Source organism: uncultured Pseudoflavonifractor sp. (assembly GCF_944387275.1).
GTDB classification, from domain to species: domain Bacteria; phylum Bacillota; class Clostridia; order Oscillospirales; family Oscillospiraceae; genus Pseudoflavonifractor; species Pseudoflavonifractor intestinihominis.
Window position 1 is genome coordinate 1 of record NZ_CALXEG010000009.1, and the last position, 22,164, is coordinate 22,164.

A 22,164-nucleotide genomic window follows, 5' to 3' on the forward strand; every position below is an offset into this window, starting at 1 on the left:
GTGCCCTGGCGGCAGTTGGCCAGGTGATTCTTGACAGCCTCGTGAACAACGCTCACGTTGGGCTCAATGCCGAAGATAGCGTCGGAGAGGTCCACTTCGCCGACCTTCTTGCCGGTCATATCAACAACAGTTGCTTTAGGCATTTGGTATCTCTCCTTTCTTACTTGTTACGGGCGGAAGCCTTCTGGGGATTGCGGCCGGAAGCCTTCTGCGGGTTCTTGGAGATGTCGGCAGCAGCGCCCTTCTCCTTGACGTTGATAACAGAGCTGCGCAGGCAGACGATGCCGCCCTTGGGGCCGGGGATGGCGCCGCAGACAGCGATCAGGTTCAGCTCGGGGTCGACCTTGACCACGTCCAGGTTCAGCACGGTGACCTGCTCGTTGCCCATCTGGCCGGCGCCGATCTTGCCCTTGAAGATGCGGGAAGGATCGCTGTTGGCGCTCATGGAACCGGCGTGACGGTGCACAGGGCCGGTACCGTGGGACTCCTTCAGGCGGTGAGCGCCGTGGCGCTTGATGACGCCGGCGTAGCCCTTACCTTTGCTGATGCCGGTCACGTCCACACGATCGCCGGCGGCGAAGGTGTCGGCCTTGACCTCGTCGCCGATGTTCATGGTCTCGGCGTTGTTGAGGGTGAACTCCTTGAGGACCTTCTTGGGGCTGACGCCGGCCTTCTTCAGGTGGCCCAGCTCGGGCTTGGTGAGCTTGCGCTCGGGCACGTCCTCGAAGCCCAGCTGCACAGCGGTGTAGCCGTCCTTCTCCACGGTCTTCTTCTGAGTGACCACGCAGGGGCCAGCCTCAATGACGGTGACCGGGATGACCTTGCCGGCTTCGTCGAAGATCTGCGTCATGCCGACCTTCTTGCCGATAATGGCCTTTTCCATGTGTTTTCCTCCTTAAATAAGGTTATTGGTTGGAAGACTTGGGGCATCAGGCTCCCCATTGGTCTGCCAACTTGACCCGTCCGCCTCAAAACGCGGCGGACTGCGGGTACAACATAGTTGTGAGACTCAGCTGTTCAATTACAGCTTGATCTCGATCTCCACGCCGGCGGGGAGCTCCAGGCTCATCAGGGCCTCCACGGTCTTGGGGGAGGGCTTGAGGATGTCGATGAGGCGCTTGTGGGTGCGGCGCTCAAACTGCTCCCGGGAGTCCTTGTACTTGTGCACAGCGCGCAGGATGGTCACGACCTCTTTCTTGGTGGGCAGAGGGATAGGACCGGAGACAGACGCGCCGGTGCGCTTGGCGGTCTCCACGATCTTCTCGGCGCTCTGGTCAATGAGCTGGTGGTCGTAAGCCTTGAGACGGATGCGAATCATTTCTTTCTGGGCTGCCATGGTGTTTCCTCCTTAAACATACGAAGTGGGGTTCGGTACTCCTCGCACGCTTCGTACGGTGAGAAATCTTATGTCCACGGTTCCGTGCGTATCACTCCAGGACATGAAGAAAACCGGCTCTAAGCAGGCCGGTTTACTCCATGCACCGGCGATATACGCCCGTGCACAGATTCCTCAGCCGCCCGATTCTAGCTCGGACATACTCCGCGGAAGTTACCGGCTCACGCCGCAATCTCCCGCATCATCGCAGATCGCGCCCTAAACAGGCGCTCTGATATAATACCCTAAACATAGGGCTATGTCAAGAGTTTCTCGGTATTTTTTTGCTCTTTTTTCAAAAAAACCGTGGTTTTGGCCACTTACACAAAGGAAAAGGCCAGATGGGGCGCTGTTCTGTCCGCTTTGCCCGCCGGGCGCAAAAGACCGGGCCGCCCCATGGGACGGCCCGGTCCAAAACTGCCGGAAAAGCGCCGCGATTACTTGGCGGTGCGGATGATGATGCTGGCCTTGAACTCGCCGGAGCTGGTGTAGCCGCCGTAGATGTTCAGGCTGTCGCCGGTCTTCAGGCTGCCCAGGGAGAAGCTGCCGCCGGTGGCCTCCTGCATGACGGTGCCCGAGGGGGCGCTGACCTGGATCACCGAGCCGTTGCCCGTGCCGTCGTCGGCCCGGAAGGTGATGGTCCGGTCGGAGGTGTTCACGTAGATGACAGTGCCGTTGAGCTGGCTGCTGCTGGTGGTGGTCTTGTCCACCTCGATGGAGGCCACGGTGTCGCCGTTGGTGACCATGGCCACGTGGTAGCCCACACGCAGGTCGTACATGGAGATGAGCTTGCCGTCCTGGCTCACCGACACGCCGCTGGTGATGGCGTAGGTAACGGTGCCGCCGTTGTTGTCCAGCTCCACCTCGATGGTGACGCCGGAGGTATCCTCGCTCTTGCGGGTGATGGTGCCGGAGACATTGGCGCTCTGGGGCACGGAGTCGATCAGGGTGACGGCGTTGTAGCGGACGGTGACGGTGACGGCGTCGCCGGTGCGCAGCTTGTCAATGGTGCTGGGCTTTTCGCTGCGCCGGATCTGGGGCGGATCGGACAGGTCGATCTGGAAGGGGACCACCCGGCCGTCGGCGGTGGTGACGCTGATGACCTCCGTGGTGGTGCCGGCGGGGTAGCTGATGTCGGTGATGGTGCCCGAGGTGACGGTGGAGCCGGGGTAGCCGGCGAGCATGGACACCTCGCCGCCGGACAGGCGGACGGTGACGAACCAGTCCTTCTGCACGTCGGACACGGCGGCGGTCTTGCCGTTATAGGTCACCACGGCGCTGGCGGCAAAGTTGTAGGTGGTGGCCTTGTTGGTCTTCAGGTCGGTGATGGTCACGTTGCTGACGCCGCTGGCGCTGCCCACGCTCTTCACGGCGCCCTGGATGTACTGGGTGACGGTATCCACAGCGGCGGTGGTCACGTTGCCGTTGTCATTGGACACCCGGAGGGACACATAGCTGCCCACATAGCTGGTGTTCATGGCGGAGACGGCCAGGCCGTTGGCGGTGATGGCAGTGCCCGCGGGGACGGTGAGCCGCTCCTGCTGGCCGTCAAAGCCGGAGATGGTGAGCACGCTGCCGCCGGAGGCCTGGGTCTCCACGGCGGTGATCAGGCCCTCGGCCTTCCGGGTACCGCCGGAGAGCTGGACGGCGGCCAGGTGGTCCTGCTGGTCCACCCGGCAGACGGCGGTGGTGTACCCCGCCTCGGGGTCGATGAGCTCATAGCCGCCCACCTTCTGGCCCACCTGCACCTCGGTGAAGCGGTCGTAGGGCAGGGTGAGGGAGGTGCCGTTCACATTGAGGAGAATCCCGCTGTCCGACACGCCCACCACAGTGCCGGCCACGGTGTCCAGCTTGCCGGACACGCGCACGGCCATGGGCGTGCCGTCTTCATCGTAGCACACCCGGGCGTAGGTACCGGTCTGGAGCAGGGCGCTGTCCACCAGCATGCTGTTCTCATAGATGGGGGTGTCCGCCGGCAGGGAGATGGTGTAGGAGCCGGACAGGTCGCTGTTGAGGGTGAGGAGGAGCACGTTCTTGCTGCTGGAGGTGGCGGAGACGATGGTGCCCGCCTGCCACTCGTAGTCGGTGTAGTTGGGCAGCTCCACGCTGGTGCCCCGCTCCTTCATGAAGGCGATGGCCCGGGAGAGCATGGTGGCGGCCACCTCGCGGGTGACGGTGCTCTTGGGCTGGAACTGGTTCTGGTCGGTGCCGGTGATGATGCCGTATGTATTGAGCAGGTAGATATAGGGCTCACGGCCGGGGGTGATGTCGGCCTTGTCGGTGAACGTGAGGGTGTAGCTGGACAGGTGCTCGGCCATGGAGTCCAGCTGCATGGCCCGCACCAGGTAGAGGGCGAAGTCCTCCTTGGTGATGGTCCTGCCGTTGTCCAGCGCGCCGGAGTCATAGAGCCCCTTCAGCTCGGTGTAGGAGAGGATGCCCGCCTCCAGGCAGGTGGCGTACTCGTCCCGGAACCAGGACTGCTGATCCCCCATGATGGCGGAGATCTCACTGGCCCGGTCCTTGCCGATCTGGGTCCGCAGATCGGTCTCCACGGCGATGCGGGCGCACAGGGCCAGGGCCTCGCTGCCCTGGAGCTCGTTCTTGGGGCGGAACTCGCCGTTGTCATAGCCTTTGAACACGCCCTGGGCGGCCATGTCGTTGATGTAGGACTCCGCCCAGTATCCGGCGGGCACGTCGGGGAACGTGGCGGCGAATGCGGGTACCGTGGTCAGTGAGAGCACCAGCGCCAGGGCCAGCGCACCGGAAAGCAGTCTGTTTCGTTTCATAGCGCACCTCCAAATTCGGGCTCGTCCTTTTCCCGCCGGAAGGCGGGTTGCTGCACTTAACATAATTATAGCGGCTCATTCTGGAAAAAGCAACGGGAACCCTGTCTTTTTCTCCCCGTTCCAGAATCTGCTGTTTTTCAGACGTTTTTCCCGCCGAAAAGTTCCCTGCAAAAAAACAGGAGCGGGGACAGCCGCCGCTTCCCCCGCTCCTGCTACCTTATATTATATTGTCCCTTTACTCGTTGACGGCCGCGCCGCCCTCGGCGCCGCTCTGGCCGTCGGTTCCGGCGCTCTGGGAACCGTCCGTGCTCTGGGTGCCGTCGGTGTTCTGGACCGTGGTCAGGTCCTCCGCCTCCAGGGCCTCGGCGGGGATCTCAAAGTCGGTGGCCGCGTCAAAGTTGGAGCAGTTCATCCGGATCACAGAGCTCACCAGCTGGTTGGTGGCCTCGTCCTCCGTGGTGGTGGGATGGCCCAGGGTCTCGTCGATGTTGGCCTCCATGTTGTCGATGACCTCCATCATGTCCATCTCCATCTGGACCAGGTAGCCCTGCTGGTCCACCCACACGGTGACAGAGGCGGCGGGCATGTTCTCCAGGTTGGCCCTGATCTTCTCCTGCTGGTCCTCGGACATGGAGGAGATGGAGGACAGGTAGCCGTTGGTATCCAGGATGTCCACCAGGGGCGCGCCGCTGATGGAGCCGGTGTACTTCACCGCGTCGGCGCCGTTGACGGTCTCGGTGCCGTCCTTCTTGAAGCCGGAGGCCTGATCCAGGTAGCCGCCCAGGGTATCCCCGGCGTTATAGGTGTCCAGCACGTCCTGGGTGGTGGTCTGCTTGGCCCAGTAGGTGCCGTCGGTGGCGTACTGGACCAGGTCCTCCCCCTCTTTCCGGGCGTACATGGTGATGGTCTGGTTGTAGGTGTCGTCGCCGGTGGCCATGTCCAGCGCCACCTCCGCCTTGATCTTCAGCGGGTCCTGGAAGGTGGTCAGGGTCATCCGGTTGGTGACGGACAGATCCTGGTCCTCAGAGGTGTATTCCGCCGCCATCTCGATGACGGCGTCCACGCTGGCGGCGCCCTTCACCTTCTCCAGGGCGGCAGCCACCGTCTCGTCGGCGTTTCCGCCGGAGCAGGCTGTCAGCGACAGGGCCAGCAGCGCGGCGGCGCCCAGAGCGGCCGTACGTTTCATCCATTTCATTGTACATTGTCCTTTCTTTCCAATACGCGGCATGCGCGCAGTTATGGATAGTATAGCACGCTTTCCCCCTTCTGTCACCCGTTTCTCCGCCTTTTTGCCGGGTACTCCCCCTTTTTTCTCCCGCTTCTTGCCATCTCCCCACCGGTGTGCTAGGATGGATTTGGCCCCAAGTATTCTGTCGATTCTGACTTTTCTGGAGGAGATACCCTATGTTCTGTCCCAAGTGCGGTTTCCCCTACGGTCCCGACGACCGCTTCTGCGGCCGCTGCGGCGCGGCGCTTCCCGACCGGGAGGCCCATGCGGAGCAGGAGGCGGTCCCTGCAGAGCAGCCGGCTGCCGCTGCGGCTGCACCCCGCCCCAGGCGGCGGCTCCTCTTTGTGCTGGCCGCGGTACTGGTGCTGGCCGCTGCGGCGGGCACTCTGGCCTTCTTCCTCACCCGCCCGCCCCAGCTGGACCCGTCCTTTGTTTTGAACAGTCAGAATTCCTTCTTTTTCATGGCCAGGTCCGACCCTGCCCAGGCGGAGCTGTGGCGGGGTACGGAGCAGGTGCTGACCCTCCCGCAGGAAAACACCGCGTTCCGCTCCGCCGCTATGTCCGCGGACAAGTCCGTGCTCCTGCTGGCGGATGCCGAAGGCACCCTGTACCGGGCCGATTCCGTTGGCTGCACCACCCTGGCGGAGCAGGTGGGGTACTGCGCGCTCTCCGGCGACGGGAGCACCGCCGCCTGGGTCACCGCGGATGGGCAGCTCTGGCTCCAGCGGAGCGAGGAGGCCCCGACGCTGGCGGCCGAGGGCGTGTCCCCCTCCTCCGTCCTCCTGTCCTACGGCGGCCATGCCCTGGTGTGGCAGACAGCCTCTGACAGCGACGGCAACTTTCATCTCTGCCTGATGCTGGACGGCGGCGTGCTCCAGGAGCTTCCCTCTGAGGATATGGCCCCCGCCCTGGTCACTGACAGCGGCACGCTCTACTACACCGTCCTGGACGGCAGCAGTCTCTCCCTGTACGCCTGGCGGGACGGAGCTTCCGTCCTGCTCACCGACCGGCTGTCCCTCTTAGCAAGCCTGCTCTCCAACCGGGACGGCACCGAGCTGCTCTACACGACGGAAGAGGACGACAGCCCCGTCACCTGGTTCTGCCGGGAGGGCGAGGAACCCCGGAACATCGGCGCCTTCTCCCTTCAGTCCCTCTGTTCCCCGGCCTTTTCCTCCAGCAGCTATAACGGCACCAATTACCTCTCTGTCCGCCTGTACAACGTGGACACGCTACGGAAAAAATGCCTCCGCTCGGACCAGAACATCTGGCTGCTGGATGGGGACGGGGAGGCCTCCGCTCTGTTTCCCGAGGACACCTTTCTCTCTCTCTCTGCCGCCTACACCTCCCAGGACGGAAACAGCCTGGTGGTCCAGATCAGCGGCGTGAGCGAGCAGAACACCCTCTACCGTTTTGACGACCTGTGGGGCGCCCCCGCCTCCCAGGTGCTGGCCCAGGGGCACATGCTCTCCCTGCTGGGCGCCTCCTCCGACCTGTCCCTGATGCTCTACACCCTCCCCGGCGATACACAGCTGGCGCGGAACTATTACGCCCTCCGGGCGGGTGGGGAGCCGGTGTTCCTGACTCATGGCACTGAATTCGCCGTAATCACTGCGGACAACACCATCCTCTGCTCCGCCGACGACAACACCAGACTTCTCTTCTCCGACGGCGGCGATCCTATTTCCGTGGAGGTGCCCGCAGCGGAGGACGACAACGTCTTTCTTACTGTCACCGGGGTGGGCAGCCAGACCTGCATCACCGTGTGCGTTGACCTCGCATCCTCAGCCCCCTCTTCTGCGGACGTCTATACCGTCTCTCCTGACGGTACGCTCAACCTTCTGGCCGAGGATATCCTGTACCTGTACGCCTACTGACACATTTCCTGAAAAGTATGGAGCGCCGCGCCCCCTGAGGGGCACGGCGCTCCATACTTTACTTTAAAAACCACTTGTTATCGCTGCGCCGGGCTCTCCACCGGGATGCCCCTGGACCGCAGCTCGGCCAGGAAGATCTCCCGTCCCTCAAAGAGGAATTCCAGATTGATCCGCTTTCCGTTCTTGAGGTAGAGGGCCATCCGGCGTCCGCCCAGCAGGTCCACCCGGGCGATGTCGCCGGTGGCGACCCGCTTGGCCGGTCCGTAGCCGTCGCAGCAGCGGAGGGTATCGTCGTCCTCCAGCCGGACGCAGGCCCGGGCGGGGCGCAGCAGGGAAACCACCGCCAGCACCGCCACCACCACGGCGCCGATGCGGCACAGAAGCCGCAGACTGTCGTCCCCCATCAGCTCCAGCCCGCTGTACACCCACAGCAGCACCGCCGCCACCAGGAACACCACCCCTGCCAGCCGGTAGGATGTGCTCAGGCTCCGATTCATCCGATATTCCATGCTTTTTCCTTCTTTCCTAGGAAAGGCCGCAGGTCCGGGCGGTATCTCCCCCAGCCCCGCATTTTTCCAGTAAGCGGCAGAGATCCCGCCCCTTCCGGGCTTGCTCCGCCGCGCCGTACGCATTATAATATAAATGAGGCGCCCGGCGCAACGGTCATTCTGGTGGAAACGCGGCGGGTTTTCTCCCCGGATTTTTGGCTGCCTGCCCGGCTGTCCGCTCCGGTAACGCTGCAAAGGAGGTTATTCCCATGCTCAAGCATATTGTCGTATGGAAGTTCAAGGACCAGGCCGAGGGCAAGTCCCGGGCCGAGAACTGCGCTCTGGTCCGGGACCGCCTGCTGGCCCTGGTGGGGGTCATCCCCGAGGTGAAGCACATGGAGGTGGGCATCGACATCGGCTCCATCCAGGGCAACTTCGACCTGGCCCTCATCGTGGAGACCGCCAACACCGACACCCTCTCCGTCTACGCCAACCACCCCGAGCATCTGAAGGTTGTGGACTACATCAAAAAGGTGATCGAGCAGCGGGTGGCTGTGGACTTCACTTTCTGAATATTCCAGCACGAAAAGCGCCCCGATTCTCCTTCGGGGCGCTTCTTTATTGCCATTTCCAGGGTCTTATTTTCCCGTCCCTCCCTGTACCCGCCCCTGCGCGTCACTCTTTTCGCCAGAACACTCCGGTTTTCGCCCTTTTATTTTGTGCATTTTTTACCATTTGGACAGTTGACACTTTTCTTCTGCGGTGGTATTATTCATTCATATTTATTCATCAAGTTGTGAGTATTCCGTATTTTTATTCTGTGTGCCCGCGATTTGAGAGAAGGAAAGGTGAAGCAAATGAAAAGCAGTACCCACACGCCCAAAAAGTGGCTGTCTCTGATTCTGGCGCTGGCCCTGTGCCTGTCGCTGGTCTCTCTGCCCGCCGCTGCCGCGGAGACGGACACCGCCGCCCCCGCCGCCAGCTTTGTCAACACCACGGAGGACGGCGGAGAGAACGCCATCTCCCTCACCGCCGAGCGGACCTTCAAGGTCATGCTCCCCGTCGACATGACCCTGGCTCAGGCCCAGGCCGCCGCCGCTGACGCGGTGTGGTCCCTGGTGCCCGACGAGACCAAGGACTACCTGGACGACACCCTGTTCCCCAACCAGACCGAGGGCGGCGCCCTGGACACCTGGATGTGCAAGGACGGGGAGACCCCCTTCTTCACCGACCTGGTCTCCTCCGCCGAGGAGGTTGACGGCCAGGTGTACGTGACCCTGACCTTTGCCAACACCTGCTACTTCCTGGACGACTTCAGCGTGCCTCACGTCAATGGCGGCTACTACATGGATGTGTGCGGTTACTTCAACCTGACCGCGCAGGCCGATGGTGAGACCCTGGGCGCCGTGGGCGTGAAGGTGGCCCCCTACGACCAGTTCCACACCATGAGCGAGATCTATGAGGAGATCGACGAGATGGTGGCCTTTGCCGCCGAGAACACCGACCTGTACGTGGAGAAGTTCTCCATGGGCATGAGCCAGGGCGACAACGGCATGGCCAGCCTGGATATGCCCTACCTCATCGTGGCCAAGGACAAGGCCGCGGTGGAGAAGTGGCAGGAGATCAAGGCGGAGGCCGAGAGCGACCCCACCGCCCTCATCGCCAAGATCGAGAACGGCACCCTGGGCGATTACCAGGTACCCGTGATGTACTCCAACGTCCACGCCAATGAGGTGGCCGCCAGCGACGGCGTCACCGCCTTTGCCTGGATGCTCCTCAACGCCGCCGCCGGCGACGGCACCATCGACTACGACAAGCTCACCGGCTTCACCGCCGAGGGCGAGGCCGAGCTGGCCGCCCAGATGGGCCCCGAGGGCGAGGCCGGCTCCGTGGCCGTGCCCGACCTGGTGGCCGACACCGCCACCTACCTGGGCTACATCAAGGGCAAGAACGCCGACGGCACCACCGCCGACGTGTCCACCGTTGTGGACCTGGAGAAGTACTACACCATCGAGACCGAGACCGTCAATGTGGACGACCTCCTCAGCGACGTGTTCTTCATCCTGGTGCCCGAGGAGAACGTGGAGGGCCGTACCTATCTGACCCGTACCTCCTCCGGCGGCTTTGACCTGAACCGGGACAACTCCTTCCAGACCCAGGCCGAGACCCAGAACATGACCGCCCTCATCGCGGAGTGGAACCCCGTCAGCTTTGCCGAGTTCCACGGCCGTGTGGAGGCCTTCCAGTGCGAGCCCTGCGATCCCCCTCATGAGCCCAACTTTGAGTACGATCTGCTGGCCGAGCACCTGATGACCGGCGGCGAGGCCCTGGGCATTGCCGCCGTGGCCAACAACGACGGCCACAACAGCTATGTGACCCCCCAGCGCGACTACCTGAGCTACACCGGCGAGGTCAACGCCGACGGCAGCTACCAGACCCAGTGGTACGATCCCTGGGACGACATGTCCACCAGCTACACCCCCCAGTACGCCATGCTCCACGGCACCGTGGCCTACACCGTTGAGGTCCCCGCCTACGACGACTACATGGTCACCGCCCTGTCCTACGGCCAGCTGGGCCAGAGCGACTACATCGCCCAGAACAAGGAGAGCTACCTGCTCTGCCAGACCAAGATCTTTGAGCGCGGCGTGACCAACGCCAATTCCGACGCCTACGACCTGGTTGGCCAGTGGTTCTGCAACCAGTACGACGAGGAGGGCGCCGAGGCCGACCTGTTCCGTCCCGAGTACGACGGCGAGGGCCAGAACGGCAACTTCTACCCCGAGTGCTACATCATCCCCCTGGACGGCGCCAACCAGAGCAATCTCCAGGCCGCCGACGACATGCTCACCTACCTGGCGCGCAACGGCGTCACCGTCATGACCGCCGACAAGGCCTTCACCTACGACGGCGTGGAGTATCCCGCCGGCACCGCGGTGATCTCCATGTACCAGGCCAAGCGCAGCGTGGCCAACGGCGTGCTGTATGACGGCACCGTCATCACCGAGTGGCCCGTCCTCTACTCCGAGGGCATCACCGCTTTCAACTACACCCGCGGCTTTGACATGGTCACCTGTGCCGAGCCCGCCGCCTACGAGACCATCGCCGCCGCCTGCTCCGTGACCGACGACTGGGATGTGTCCTCCTCCTTCACCGGCGTCACCGGCGAGAAGGTCATCCTGTCCAACGCCTCCGAGGACTCCACCTCCGCCGTCAACGATCTGCTCCGGGCGGGCAAGACCGTGGCCATGATCCTCACCGGCGAGGACAAGGGCTCCTTCCTGTGCGACTACGCCGACTGGCAGTCCGTCTCCCAGACCTACCTGCTCACCGGCAAGGGCGTCACCGCCGCCGAGGCTCCCCTGTCCCTGACCATCACCAAGGCCCCTGTGATCTACATCTCCGGCAAGCCCGCCGACAACAGCACCGGCTTTGTCAAGAGCACGCTGGTCAGCGGCGCCGCCCAGTACAACTACGACCGCCAGTCCATGGAGCTGCTGGGCTTCACCGTCACCGACAACGCCGCTGAGGCCGACCTGATCATCGGCGCCGCCGCTCTGGACGACCAGGCCCTGGCCGCCGTCAAGTCCGGCACCCCCTACATCGGCTACGGCTCCAACGCCATGCGCTCCGCCGTGACCCTCTTCGCCGACGGCTCCCTGGTCCGGGAGACCGTGGACCGCTCCGCCATGGACGCTCTGGCCTATGTGACCTATCCCACCGACAGCCTGGTGACCGCCAGCTATGTGGCCGAGGGTGACGACGTGCTCTACGGCTACGGCGCCGGCTACTTCTCCTCCATCCCCGAGGGCGCCCAGGTGCTGGTGCAGCTGGACGGCTCCAAGGAGCTGCTGGAGGGCTTCCTGCCCAGCACCGGCGACCACTATGCCGACTTCCTGGACGACTCCATCCAGGCCATTGAGTACCACGGCAACGGCCTGAACCTGGTCCTCTTCGCCAACACCCTGACCAACAAGGTCCACCAGCGGGACGAGTTCAACTTCATCAGCAACACCGCCTTCTCCAGCCTGCTGGGCGACATCTGCACCGGCAGCGCTGACAGCGGCGACAACGCCAAGGCCCTGGCCGCCGCCAAGTACACCGACGTGAACACCGGCGACTGGTTCTCCGAGGCCGTGGGCAGCGCCACCGCCCAGGACCTGCTCCAGGGCAACGGCAAGGGCGCCTTCCTCCCCCTGAGCACCACTGACCGCAGCGCGCTGGCCATGGTCCTGTACCGGCTGGCCGGCTCCCCCGAGGCTACCTCCGCCGGCTTCGCCGACGTGGCCGACGGCGTCTGGTACGCCGACGCGGTCAACTGGGCCGCCTCTGCCGGCGTGGTCCAGGGCAGCAACGGCTCCTTCTACCCCACCGCCGCTCTCACCCGTGAGCAGGCCGTGGTCATGCTGTACAACTACGCCGCCTCTCTGGGGCTGGACGTGACCGGCAAGGCTGACCTGAGCGCCTACACCGACGCGGCTGCCGTCTCCGGCTACGCCGCCGACGCCATGGCCTGGGCCGTGGAGACCGGCCTGGTCAACGGCACCGGCAAGGGCGACACCCTCTCCCCCAAGGCCACTGCCACCCGGGCTGAGCTGGCCGCCCTGGTCCTCCGGGCCGCCTCCCTCTTCGCCTCCGCCGAGGCCTGAACCCCATAACAAAAACCGCGCCTGTCCAGTGACAGGCGCGGTTTTTTATGGTTTTATGGCTGGCGGGTCAGTCCTTCTCCCCTTCGGCCCGGGCTTCCTCCCTGGCGCGGACGACCGCCTCCCGGCGGGCCAGATTCTCCGCCAGGCTCTTGTCCGGCCGCTCATTCATTTTCTCGCTCTCCAGAATCAGCCAGACCCGCAGCTCCTCAATCCCATCGTCGGTCATGGGGAACTCCTCTATCCCCTCAATGGCCGAAAACTCCCGGCTCCAGGGACCCTCCCAGGTCTCGGCGACCAGGATCTGTTCCTCCTGGCCGTCCTCACCGGTCACAGTGGCGGGGGTCACCTGATAGCGCAGCTTGCCGTCGCTGGAGATCCAGATATTTTCATTCTGAAAGTGAGACAGCACCGGCAGAAACATCCCTTCCATCCCGCTCTCCTCCTTACGGCCCATCGGCGGCCGCCCATTTTGATAGCAGACCTTATTATAACATCCCGCCTGTCCCTCGACAAGGGCGGGAAGTCGTGATATGATCATCCCACCGGATACACTCCGGTTTGTTCCTTCCGCTTTGATCTCCCGAAAGGATGTGTGCCCATGCGTTACGCAGTTTTGTATTCCAGCGGTACCGGCAACACCGAGCAGGTGGCCCGTGCCGTCTACGCCGCGCTCCCCGCCGGCCAGGCCCGGCTGGAGGCCGTGGGGCCGGACACCGCCGTCCCCCAGGAGGAGGTGCTGTTCCTGGGCTTCTGGACGGACAAGGGGGTCTGTCCCCCGGACATGCAGAAGCTGATGGCCCAATTGGCGGGCAAGCAGGTGGCCCTCTTCGGCACCGCCGGCTTCGGCGGCAGCGAGGCCTATTTTGAGGCCATTCTTCAGCGGACCCGGGCGCTGCTCCCCGCCGGAAACACGGTGCTGGGGGGCTGGATGTGCCAGGGGAAGATGCCCGCCGCCGTCCGGACCCGGTATGAGGCCATGGCCGCCCAGAACCCGGGCGACCCCAAGGCGGCCAGCTTTCTGGCCAACTTCGACCGCGCCCTCCCCCACCCCGACCAGGCCGACCTGGCTTCCGCGGCTGCCTTTGCCGGCGAGATGGCCGCCAAGGCCCAGGGCTGAGCCCTCTCTCCTCCGCGCTCCGGACGGTCAGTCCGGAGCGCACTTTTTTCTTTTTTGTCCGCACATCAAAATTTCTCTGCGCTGTATAGAACCGGGCACAATTCCATATCCTCTGTGTTAGAAATCAACCACGGAGGAACTGCCATATGAACCACAGAAAAAAGCTCCTTGCGGCGGCGCTGGCCGTCGTCCTTCTGGCGTTTTCCGTCCCCACGGCCCGGGCGGCGTCCGGCGCGCCTGCGGTCAGCTGCGGCGCGGCGGTGCTGATGGAAAAGGAGACCGGCACCATTCTCTACGAACAGAATTCCCACGACAAGCTGGAGCCCGCCAGCGTCACCAAGATCATGACCCTGCTGCTGGTGATGGAGGCCATTGACAGCGGCCGCATCTCCCTGGACCAGACGGTGACCATGTCGGCCCATGCGGTGTCCATGGGCGGCAGCCAGATCTGGCTGAAGGAAGGGGAGCAGATGACGGTCCACGACCTGCTGAAGGCGGTGGCCGTGGTGTCCGCCAACGACGGCGCCGTGGCCCTGGCCGAGCTGGTGGCGGGCAGTGAGGAGGGGTTTGTGGCCCTGATGAACCAGCGGGCGGCGGAGTTGGGTATGGCGGACACCACCTTTGTCAACTGCACCGGCCTGCCTGCCGCCGGGCACCTGACCTCTGCCTATGACATCGCCCTCATGAGCCGGGAACTGATCCTCAACCATCCCTCCATCCGGGAGTACACCACCATCTGGATGGACACCCTGCGGGACGGCGCCTTTCAGCTCACCAACACCAACAAGCTGATCCGCTTCTATGACGGCGCCACCGGCCTGAAGACCGGCTCCACCGACTCCGCCCTCTACTGCCTCTCGGCCACGGCGGAGCGGGGCGGTATGGAGCTCATCGCGGTGGTGCTCAAGTCCCCCACCTCCCAGGAGCGGTTTGACACCGCCCGGGCCCTGCTGGACTACGGCTTTGCCAACTACACCCTGATGGACGTCTACCCCGACCAGGCCCTGCCCCCCATCGACGTGCTCCTGGGCGAGGAGGACTGCGTCCAGCCGGTGCTGTCGGCGTCCAGCCGCATTCTGGTGGACAAGGCCCAGCTCAACAGTGTGAACTCCCAGATCAACCTGTGCGAAAACGTGGAAGCCCCGGTGGAGGCCGGCCAGAAACTGGGCGAGATGGTGGTGACCGTGGACGGCCAGGTCCTCCAGACCATCCCCATCGTGGCGGAGCGGGCGGTGGCGCGGCTCACAGTGCCCGGCATCTTCCTGCGCTTCCTGGACCGGCTGTTTATGGCCGGGTAAAACATCCTCATGCTGCTGTTTTCCGTCCGCGCCGGGCAAAAGCCCGGCGCGGATCTCTTTTTTTGCAAAAAACCTTGACATATTCCCATTGATGTGGTAGTCTTTTCCCAACGGATGGTTAGCTTAAGCTAACAAAAGATCCGCTGTGCAGACATTCTGTTTCCCCCATCTCATGCCGGAGCGGTGTGGTCCCTCTCCCGCCCTTTTCCGGCGCCCCTCCTTTGGCCTGTGATTCAGCGCACAGCCTTCTCTGATTATGCGGAAGCGCCCGGACCTCCCGGTCCGGGCGCTTCCGTGTTTTTTGTCTCCCGCCGCCGGAGCGAGCGCCCGGTCCTCCCGGGCGCCCTGAACGCGCTCCCTCATGCGCCCGCCTGCTTCCGCCGACATGCCGCCCCTGTTCCGCTCATATATAGATACCACAAGAAACTGTAGGAGGTATTGTAATGAAGCTGTTTCTGGTCCGGCGCAAAATACTGGCCGCCTTTGCCTGCGTGCTGGCGGCGGCCGCCATGTTCTATGTGGTCAACCATCCCGCCGTGGTGGGCGCATCCGCCACCACCCGCCAGCTGCCCATCTACTGCGTACAGCGGGATCAGAAGATGATCTCCATCTCTTTCGACGCGGCCTGGGCTGATGTGAGATAGCGGCGCGGCGGTTTCAAGGGGGAAGGAGACTCCCGGCTGGTTCTGTCCGCTCTGCCCGCAGCCGAGCACCATTTCCGCCCGCAGACGGCCAGGTCATTCTCTCAGCGGCAGAGGCCGGTATGAACCACCTTGCATTCCCCTGTTTTTTCATGTAAAATAATTTTTAAAGCGTGGATATCTATTGTTGAATCTGTATGTCACAGAAGTTGAAATTTCGGCTTTTGTTTTCTATGTCCACACCACAAAGTCGGCTGTACCGGGAATCTTACGGCAATTACGGAGGCCCCCATGGAAGAAGATCTGCTGCTTAAAATCGCACACATGTATTACGGTCTTGGGATGACACAGGAAAAAATTGCAAAGCAGCTTTTCTTCTCCCGCTCCCGGATCTCCCACCTGCTGACCGAGGCCGAGGAAAAAGGCTATGTGCGATTTGAAGTCCGGCCCATGGTCTACCAGCCTATCAATCTGAAAAATTACTTCTTTCAGCACTTCAACCTGCACGACGCCATCATTGTAGAGGGTCGTTACTGCGTTGGGAATGAGATTTTTTCCGAGATATGCAGGAGTGCGGCGGATTATCTGGCCACACAGCTCACCAATGACACCGTGCTCAACGTATCCCGCGGGCGGACCATGTACAGCATCGTACAGAACCTCTCCCCTCACCGTCCCCTTCCAGGGATGAAGGTGGTGCAGACAGAGGGCCTACTGGGGATGGAAGATCCCTATCTGGAGCAGACGGATTTTGTCCGCAGAATCGGCGACGCCTTCCACTGTGAGTACTACTGCATGATGCTGCCCTATATCTTCGACAGTCCCCAACTGCGGGACGCTGTGCTGAATCTCCCCATCAATTACCCGGCGGTGGAGATGGCAGAACAGATCACGGTGATCTGTTCCAGCCTACTCACACTGGAACAGTGGAAGCGCTGGCTCAGCGAGGACGAATACAAGATGCTGGGCGATCTGGGCATTGTGGGCAGCATTCAGGGCAACTTCTATAACCAGATGGGGGAGTTTATCGACACACCTCTGAACAGCCGTTTCATTGCTCCTCCGCGGAAGATATTGGAGCAGGCGAAGCAGTTGATCTGTGTCTCCACAGGTCTTTATAAAGCCCAGGCGCTGCTCGGCCTGCTGCGCACCGGCCTGGTACATACCTTGATCACTGACTCCATGCTGGCGGAACGGGTAAAAAAGCTGGAACAGAGATAACGCCGCCCCGCAGGGCAGGAGGATACCATGGAAGATGAACGCCTTCTCTATAATATTGCGGTCAGCTACTATGTGAACAAGATGACGCAGCAGGAAATTGCGGACGCAAACAATATATCCCGTACCAAGGTCTTTCGGCTCATCACAGAGGCGCAGGAGCGGGGCATCATTGAGGTAATCGTCAACTACCCGGAGTCCTGGCACGTAGAGGCGGAGGGAAAGTTGCGGGACCACTTCCAAAACAGCAATATTTTTGTCATAAACTGCAAAGACAAGAGCCTGACCGACGCATATGACAGCACTTGTGAGGCCGCTGCCGACTATATTGACGGGATCATTTCCAACAAAGCGGTTTTCAGCGTCTCCCGTGGGAAGACCATGTACAAGCTCGTGCAGCATCTCAGGCCCCGCCAGTCCTATCCCGGCATGGTGATGCGTCAGCTCTCCGGTCTGCTGGAACAGCGTGAGCCCCGGTTTGAAGAGATGACCCTGATCAGAAAGCTGGCCGATCTCTACAGCTGCAGAGCGCAGTGTTTTGCCCTGCCCTGCATCCTGGAGACCAGCGAACTGAGGAATCAGTTGGTGGAGAGCGGGACTGTGCGGGATATCTTTCAGGCCCAGCAGGGCGTGAGCATTCACTGCAGCAGCGTCTCCACCCTGGAGCCCTGGGCCTATCATCTGGACCCTCTGGAGTACCAGCGGCTGGAGGCCAGCGGCGCTGTGGGCTGTATGGGCGGGCTCTTTCTCGGCCAAAATGGTCAGGTGGTGGATACCCCGCTCTACAGCAGAATGATCTCTCCCAGCGAAAAAACGCTGCGTGAAATTAAAACCAGAATCTGCATTGCCAGCGGCGGCTATAAGGCCCTCCCTCTGTTGGCGCTGCTGAAGAGCGGCCTTGCCAACGTCTACTTTATGGACTCCAATCTGGCCATCAAGGTGCTGAATCTGCTGGAACTGGAACAGATGACATAACGACAGCGCGGGGCTTCAAAGCTGTAGCTTTGAAGCCCCGCGCCGCTGTATTCTCCTATAAAAGGCGCTCATACGAAAAACGCCGGCAGATAAAATCGGGCTTTTCTTTTCCAATCAATGGCTTGCGTTGGTCTCTTCCGTGTCCAGCATGCGCCGCTTATACTCTTCCCAGTCGGTAGCGGCCAGCCAGTAGGCCTCCTTGTCCTTACAGCAGTAGTACTGGATCTGGGGCAGCGCGATCATTACCACGCACCAGATCACCAGTCCCGCAATGCCCAGGTACTTGATTCCCAGGCCCACGGTGGACATCATGATGGACTGGTCGAAGGGAGCGGCCACGCCCTGGACCGTCTGCGCCAGACCGTAGACCCAGGCACACAGTCCGCCGAACACCACATCCACCACACCGGTCAGACTGGCGCCGAAAATCAGGCCCTTGATGCCGCCTCTGTGGTGGCCGAACATACCGGCGGAGGCGTTGTCGAACATCATCTGGGTGAAGCCCATCATCACGATCACGGGGGCGTTGAGGACCACGCCCAGGATGGTCATGATAATCATCACGATGGTGCCCCACAGGAAGCCGGCCGTAATGATGTTGGGGTTGCCGCAGTAGCCATAGAAGGCCGCCACGTCGATGCCAGGCAGGATGCCCTTCAGGACGCCCTGAGTCAGACCGCTGAAGGCGTCGGTGATCTCGGCCACGAACATCCGCAGGCCGGAGAACAGGATGACCAGGTACAGGGGGAACTTTGCAGCAGTGCCGAAGATGTACATCAGGAAGCTGCTCCCCGCGCTCAGGCTGCTGTCGATCTCCATCATGGCTTCCTTGCCGATGATGGCCATGATGATGCCGAAGAAGATGAACATCACCAGGAAGCAGGACACGTACACGTCGTCAAAGATGCGCAGCCAGCCGGGCAGCCGCAGGTCGTCCAGGCGCTTGGGCTTCTTGCCGGTCTTCTTGATGCTGTTCTTTTCTATCTTTTTGCCGACCTCCCATGCGATCCGGTCGGCAAACATCTGTGCATGGCCTACCACCATGCCAACTCCGTCTGTGAGATCCTGTGCCGGTTCCACCGAGAAATTGGTGGGTACGATGAGGCGCAGCGCCATGATAACGCCGCAGACCACGATCAGTGTGATGTTGTTGGCATCCGGCATGATGAGATAGATGATCAGGAGGATGCCGAGAGAGGTGTTGGTCAGCAGATGGCCCTGAATGGGGAAGGAGCGGATCTTTGTGACCCGGCGCAGCAGCACAAAGACGATCATGATCGCCAGTGCCACCACCAGGATGGGGCCCTGAAGGCCGTCGTTGCCGCCCGCATCGGCAAACGCCTGTTTCTGGGCGGACAGGCCGTAATACGAGTCGTTTACCGTAAGGGTAACGCCGAAAAGGGCTCTCAGTCCATTGAGGATCGGGCGGAAGGTTGTACTGAAACCGCTTGTGGCCACATTGAATACCAGGTATCCGATATAGCCCTTGACACCGGAGCAGACGCTGTCCAGCACGGGTTTCCGTGCGCACAGCTGTCCGATCATGATCAACAGGCCCATAAACAGGGCCGCCGAGGAGAAGATGTTGGTCCAAATCCAGTCAACGATGCTCAGGAAGATCTCCACACTATTTCACCTCACATTTTATTTTGACCTTTGCTGCTTCCGTTGTAACGTATTCGTCAGGAAATGGTTGTCCATTCCGCCGCTTTTATCTGCCGGTTGTCTGGTCTGTACCCGGATGCTATGTCCGCTTCTTCTCTGAAGCGCAGTGAATGACGAAGGGGGCCTTTCCATAATGGAAAGGCCCCCTACTGCTGTATCAGTCCAAGCTGGTCGGAAAAGGTATAGGTGATCTCCATGTGCCCGTCCGCAAAAACCAGGATCTGCTTCACCGCCTCCGCCACGGTGACCCGGTCCAGCCCGGTCAGCCTTCCCTGCCGGACCAGCGCCTCCACCCATGGGTTTGGCGCGGTCTCCTCCCCGCCGCCCGGCAGCCCCTTCAGCTGGGCGGCGAGTTCCCGCTCCTGGCGCTCGTAGTCCTCCCGGTAGCGCAGGAAGTCCTGCCGGCTGATGAGTCCCTCCCGGTAGTCCTCATAGGATGCCTTTTTCAGCCGGTAGAGCCGCTCCAGCCCCTCCTCCAGCCGCCCCCGCTGGTCCCGGGGACCGGGGGCAGTCCAGGCTTCCGCCTCGTCCGCCAGGCCCCCGAGGTCCCGGACTCCGGATATGACCTGGTTCAGGTCCTCCAGCACGATCTCCTCCAGCAGAACGTGGGAGATGCTGTGCTTGCTGCACACGGCGGGACCGTACCGCTTGTAGGAGCCGCAGCTGTAGTAGATCCCCCCGGCGCTCCTGGTCTTTACCATGGCCCGTCCGCAGTCGCCGCAGCGGAGGAACCCGGCAAAGGGGCTCTGGTTCCCCTCAAAGCTCAGCGCTCGGGTCCGCTTCTCCAGCAGCGACTGCACCCGCTCCCACTGCTCCCGGCTGATGATGGCCTCGTGGGTGTCGGGCACCACCGCCCAGTCCTTCCGGTCCCTCTGCCTCGCCCTGCCGTGCATGGCGGGCCGCAGGCTCCGCCCCTGCTCCATGTCCCCCGCGTACATCTGGTTGCGCAGCATCCGGTGGACCGTGGCGTAGGTCCAGTAGGTGGTCTTGTCCATCCTGCGGCCGTTGTGGTACCGCTCCCCCAGGATCCGCTTGTACTCGCTGGGACTGGGGATCCCCTCCTGGTTCAGGCACTTGGCGATCCTGACCTTTCCCCAGCCGCCCTCGAACAGGTCGAAGATCCGCCGCACCACCTGGGCGGCGGGGGGGTCGATGAGCAGGCGGTTGTGGTTTTCCGGGTCCTTCCGGTAGCCGTAGCTGGCAAAGGCCCCCACAAACTCCCCCCGCTCCTGCTTGGTGCGGATGGCGGAGCGCACCTTGTCCGAGATGTCCCGGGCGTACTGGGTGTTGAAGATGTTCTTCATGGGCAGCAGCATGTCGTACCGGCCTGCGGCGCTGTCCACGTGGTCGTTGACCGCGATAAACCGCACCCCCCGGGCGGGGAACTCCCGCTCCAGATACCGCCCCACTTCGATGTAGTCCCGTCCGAACCGGGACAGGTCCTTGACCAGCACGCAGTTTACCCTGCCCTGTCGGATGTCCTCCTCCATGCGGCGGAAGGCGGGGCGGTCGAAATTGGTGCCGGTGTAGCCGTCGTCCTGGTAGAAGTCCGCCAGGCGCAGCTCCGGCCGGGCGGCTATGTACTGCTCCAGCAGCTTGCGCTGGTTGGCGATGCTGTCGCTCTCCGCCTTGTCCCCGTCCTCCCGGGACAGGCGCAGGTAGCCCGCCGTGCTCCACACCTCCAAACCCATCTCGCCCCCTTTTATGGAAACAGCTCACTTCCTGTGGGCCTTGATCAGGGCCCGCACCAGGGACTCCGGGTCCCTGGCGCCGTCGAACCGGCGGGATATCCGCCACGAGGCCCGCTCCCCCGGCCTGCTGCGTTGGGCCACGGCGTGTCCTCCTCTCCTGCGTTCTCTCCCCATTGTATGCATCCCCGGAGCGGCAATATGCCGGGCCGGGCAAACAAAAAGAGCCCTCACACCGGCCATTCTCTTCAGGCCGGTGTGAGGGCTCTTTCCTGTTCTGTCCGCTGTCCCCCGCCGGAAGCGGGGAGATGTCCGGTTTTCCGGCGCCTGGGCCCTGGGAAACCGTTACTTCTCCTGCCGGGGGACGATGTGGTCCTTGTCCTTGTAGATGCAATTGGCGGGAATCACGCCCCGGACGCAGGAGGTGGGATAGACGCTGCTGTGCCGGCCCAGGATGGTGCCCGGGTTGAGGACCGAGTTGCAGCCCACCTCCACAAAGTCGCCCAGGATAGCGCCCATCTTCTTCCGTCCGGTGGGCATGTCGGTCTCCCCCTTCACCACCACCAGGGTCTTGTCCGACTTCACGTTGGAGGTGATGGACCCGGCGCCCATGTGGCTCTTGTAGCCCAGGATGGAGTCGCCCACATAGTTGTAGTGGGGGGTCTGGACATTGTCGAAGAGGATGACGTTTTTCAGCTCCACCGAGTTGCCCACCACGCAGTGGGCGCCCACAAGGGCGGAGCCCCGGATAAAGGCGCAGTGGCGCACCTCGGTCTCAGGCCCGATGATGCAGGGCGCGCCCAGATAGGCGGTGGGGGCCACCACGGCGGTCTTGTGGACCCAGACGTGCTCCTGGGGCTGGCTGTACTCCTCCGGGGAGAGCTGGCTGCCCAGGGAGAGGATCATCTCCTTGATGCCGTCCAGGGCCTCCCAGGGGTACTGGAACTGGCTGAGGTACTCCCCCGCCATGGTGTGGGACAGATCGAGCAGATCGGAAATGGTGATGTTCATCAATATGGGACCTCCCATTTTTCAGTTTTATATGGTTCTTTGACCCCATGCCCGGCACTCTACTCCGAACGCCGGGCATTTCCCGTCTCTTTATGCCATTCCACTTCATGATAGCACAAAGCAGCGCAAAATACCACTCGCATTTGACGCT

General features: G+C 62.3%; 17 protein-coding genes and 1 pseudogene. 8 read left to right on the forward strand and 10 right to left on the reverse strand.

Going from position 1 to position 22,164, the window contains the following annotated elements:
- The 5 genes and pseudogenes from Q0K23_RS03655 to Q0K23_RS03675 all read right to left on the reverse strand — a co-directional run.
- Positions 1-143: pseudogene (locus Q0K23_RS03655) on the reverse strand (50S ribosomal protein L4); the annotation flags it as partial.
- A gap of 17 nt (positions 144-160) precedes the next feature.
- A complete protein-coding gene (rplC, locus tag Q0K23_RS03660) occupies positions 161-883 on the reverse strand; it encodes a 50S ribosomal protein L3 (protein ID WP_294517982.1) in 723 nt (240 codons plus the stop codon).
- 138 nt (positions 884-1,021) lie between these two features.
- Positions 1,022-1,336 (reverse strand): 30S ribosomal protein S10, encoded by a 315-nt coding sequence (gene rpsJ, locus Q0K23_RS03665; protein WP_006573401.1) that lies wholly within the window; start codon positions 1,334-1,336, stop codon positions 1,022-1,024.
- Between the two features lie 476 nt (positions 1,337-1,812).
- Positions 1,813-4,161: an S-layer homology domain-containing protein gene (locus Q0K23_RS03670; RefSeq protein WP_294517988.1), complete on the reverse strand. Its 2,349-nt coding sequence runs from the start codon at positions 4,159-4,161 to the stop codon at positions 1,813-1,815.
- A gap of 235 nt (positions 4,162-4,396) precedes the next feature.
- The gene (locus tag Q0K23_RS03675; RefSeq protein ID WP_294517990.1) at positions 4,397-5,356 is read right to left on the reverse strand and encodes a DUF6612 family protein; all 960 of its coding nucleotides are present in this window, start codon (positions 5,354-5,356) and stop codon (positions 4,397-4,399) included.
- Positions 5,357-5,565: 209 nt separating this feature from the next.
- On the opposite strand from Q0K23_RS03675, the gene Q0K23_RS03680 reads away from it, so the two are divergent.
- Complete coding sequence (locus Q0K23_RS03680; protein ID WP_294517992.1) at positions 5,566-7,263, forward strand: zinc ribbon domain-containing protein; 1,698 nt, start codon at positions 5,566-5,568, stop codon at positions 7,261-7,263.
- 77 nt (positions 7,264-7,340) lie between these two features.
- On the opposite strand, the gene Q0K23_RS03685 is transcribed toward Q0K23_RS03680, so the two are convergent.
- On the reverse strand, positions 7,341-7,772 hold the full coding sequence (locus Q0K23_RS03685; protein ID WP_294517994.1) for a hypothetical protein: 432 nt from the start codon (positions 7,770-7,772) through the stop codon (positions 7,341-7,343).
- A 248-nt stretch (positions 7,773-8,020) separates the two neighbouring features.
- Between Q0K23_RS03685 and Q0K23_RS03690 the strand changes: the two genes are divergently transcribed.
- Both Q0K23_RS03690 and Q0K23_RS03695 read left to right on the forward strand, forming a co-directional pair.
- Positions 8,021-8,323, forward strand: coding sequence for a Dabb family protein (locus Q0K23_RS03690; protein WP_294517996.1), 303 nt, complete (start codon positions 8,021-8,023; stop codon positions 8,321-8,323).
- A 285-nt stretch (positions 8,324-8,608) separates the two neighbouring features.
- Positions 8,609-12,400: a M14 family metallopeptidase gene (locus Q0K23_RS03695; RefSeq protein WP_294517998.1), complete on the forward strand. Its 3,792-nt coding sequence runs from the start codon at positions 8,609-8,611 to the stop codon at positions 12,398-12,400.
- 67 nt (positions 12,401-12,467) lie between these two features.
- On the opposite strand, the gene Q0K23_RS03700 is transcribed toward Q0K23_RS03695, so the two are convergent.
- Entirely contained in the window at positions 12,468-12,830 is a 363-nt protein-coding gene (locus Q0K23_RS03700; protein WP_294518001.1) for a hypothetical protein, read from the reverse strand.
- 168 nt (positions 12,831-12,998) lie between these two features.
- Between Q0K23_RS03700 and bilS the strand changes: the two genes are divergently transcribed.
- The 5 genes from bilS (at position 12,999) to Q0K23_RS03725 (ending at position 17,649) form a co-directional block, all read left to right on the forward strand.
- Complete coding sequence (bilS, locus tag Q0K23_RS03705; protein ID WP_294518003.1) at positions 12,999-13,517, forward strand: flavodoxin family protein BilS; 519 nt, start codon at positions 12,999-13,001, stop codon at positions 13,515-13,517.
- A gap of 146 nt (positions 13,518-13,663) precedes the next feature.
- On the forward strand, positions 13,664-14,815 hold the full coding sequence (locus Q0K23_RS03710; protein ID WP_294518005.1) for a D-alanyl-D-alanine carboxypeptidase family protein: 1,152 nt from the start codon (positions 13,664-13,666) through the stop codon (positions 14,813-14,815).
- Between the two features lie 443 nt (positions 14,816-15,258).
- Entirely contained in the window at positions 15,259-15,459 is a 201-nt protein-coding gene (locus Q0K23_RS03715; RefSeq protein ID WP_294518007.1) for a hypothetical protein, read from the forward strand.
- 288 nt (positions 15,460-15,747) lie between these two features.
- Positions 15,748-16,677, forward strand: a complete 930-nt coding sequence (locus tag Q0K23_RS03720) for a sugar-binding transcriptional regulator (RefSeq protein WP_294518009.1) — start codon at positions 15,748-15,750, stop codon at positions 16,675-16,677.
- Between the two features lie 27 nt (positions 16,678-16,704).
- On the forward strand, positions 16,705-17,649 hold the full coding sequence (locus tag Q0K23_RS03725) for a sugar-binding domain-containing protein (RefSeq protein ID WP_294518011.1): 945 nt from the start codon (positions 16,705-16,707) through the stop codon (positions 17,647-17,649).
- 114 nt (positions 17,650-17,763) lie between these two features.
- Here Q0K23_RS03725 and Q0K23_RS03730 read toward each other — a convergent pair whose 3' ends face one another.
- From Q0K23_RS03730 to Q0K23_RS03740, 3 genes are all read right to left on the reverse strand, one after another.
- Positions 17,764-19,275 (reverse strand): PTS transporter subunit IIC, encoded by a 1,512-nt coding sequence (locus Q0K23_RS03730; protein ID WP_294518013.1) that lies wholly within the window; start codon positions 19,273-19,275, stop codon positions 17,764-17,766.
- A 185-nt stretch (positions 19,276-19,460) separates the two neighbouring features.
- Complete coding sequence (locus Q0K23_RS03735; RefSeq protein WP_294518015.1) at positions 19,461-21,005, reverse strand: recombinase family protein; 1,545 nt, start codon at positions 21,003-21,005, stop codon at positions 19,461-19,463.
- 342 nt (positions 21,006-21,347) lie between these two features.
- Positions 21,348-22,013: a UDP-N-acetylglucosamine pyrophosphorylase gene (locus Q0K23_RS03740; protein ID WP_294518017.1), complete on the reverse strand. Its 666-nt coding sequence runs from the start codon at positions 22,011-22,013 to the stop codon at positions 21,348-21,350.
- Positions 22,014-22,164: the final 151 nt, after the last annotated feature.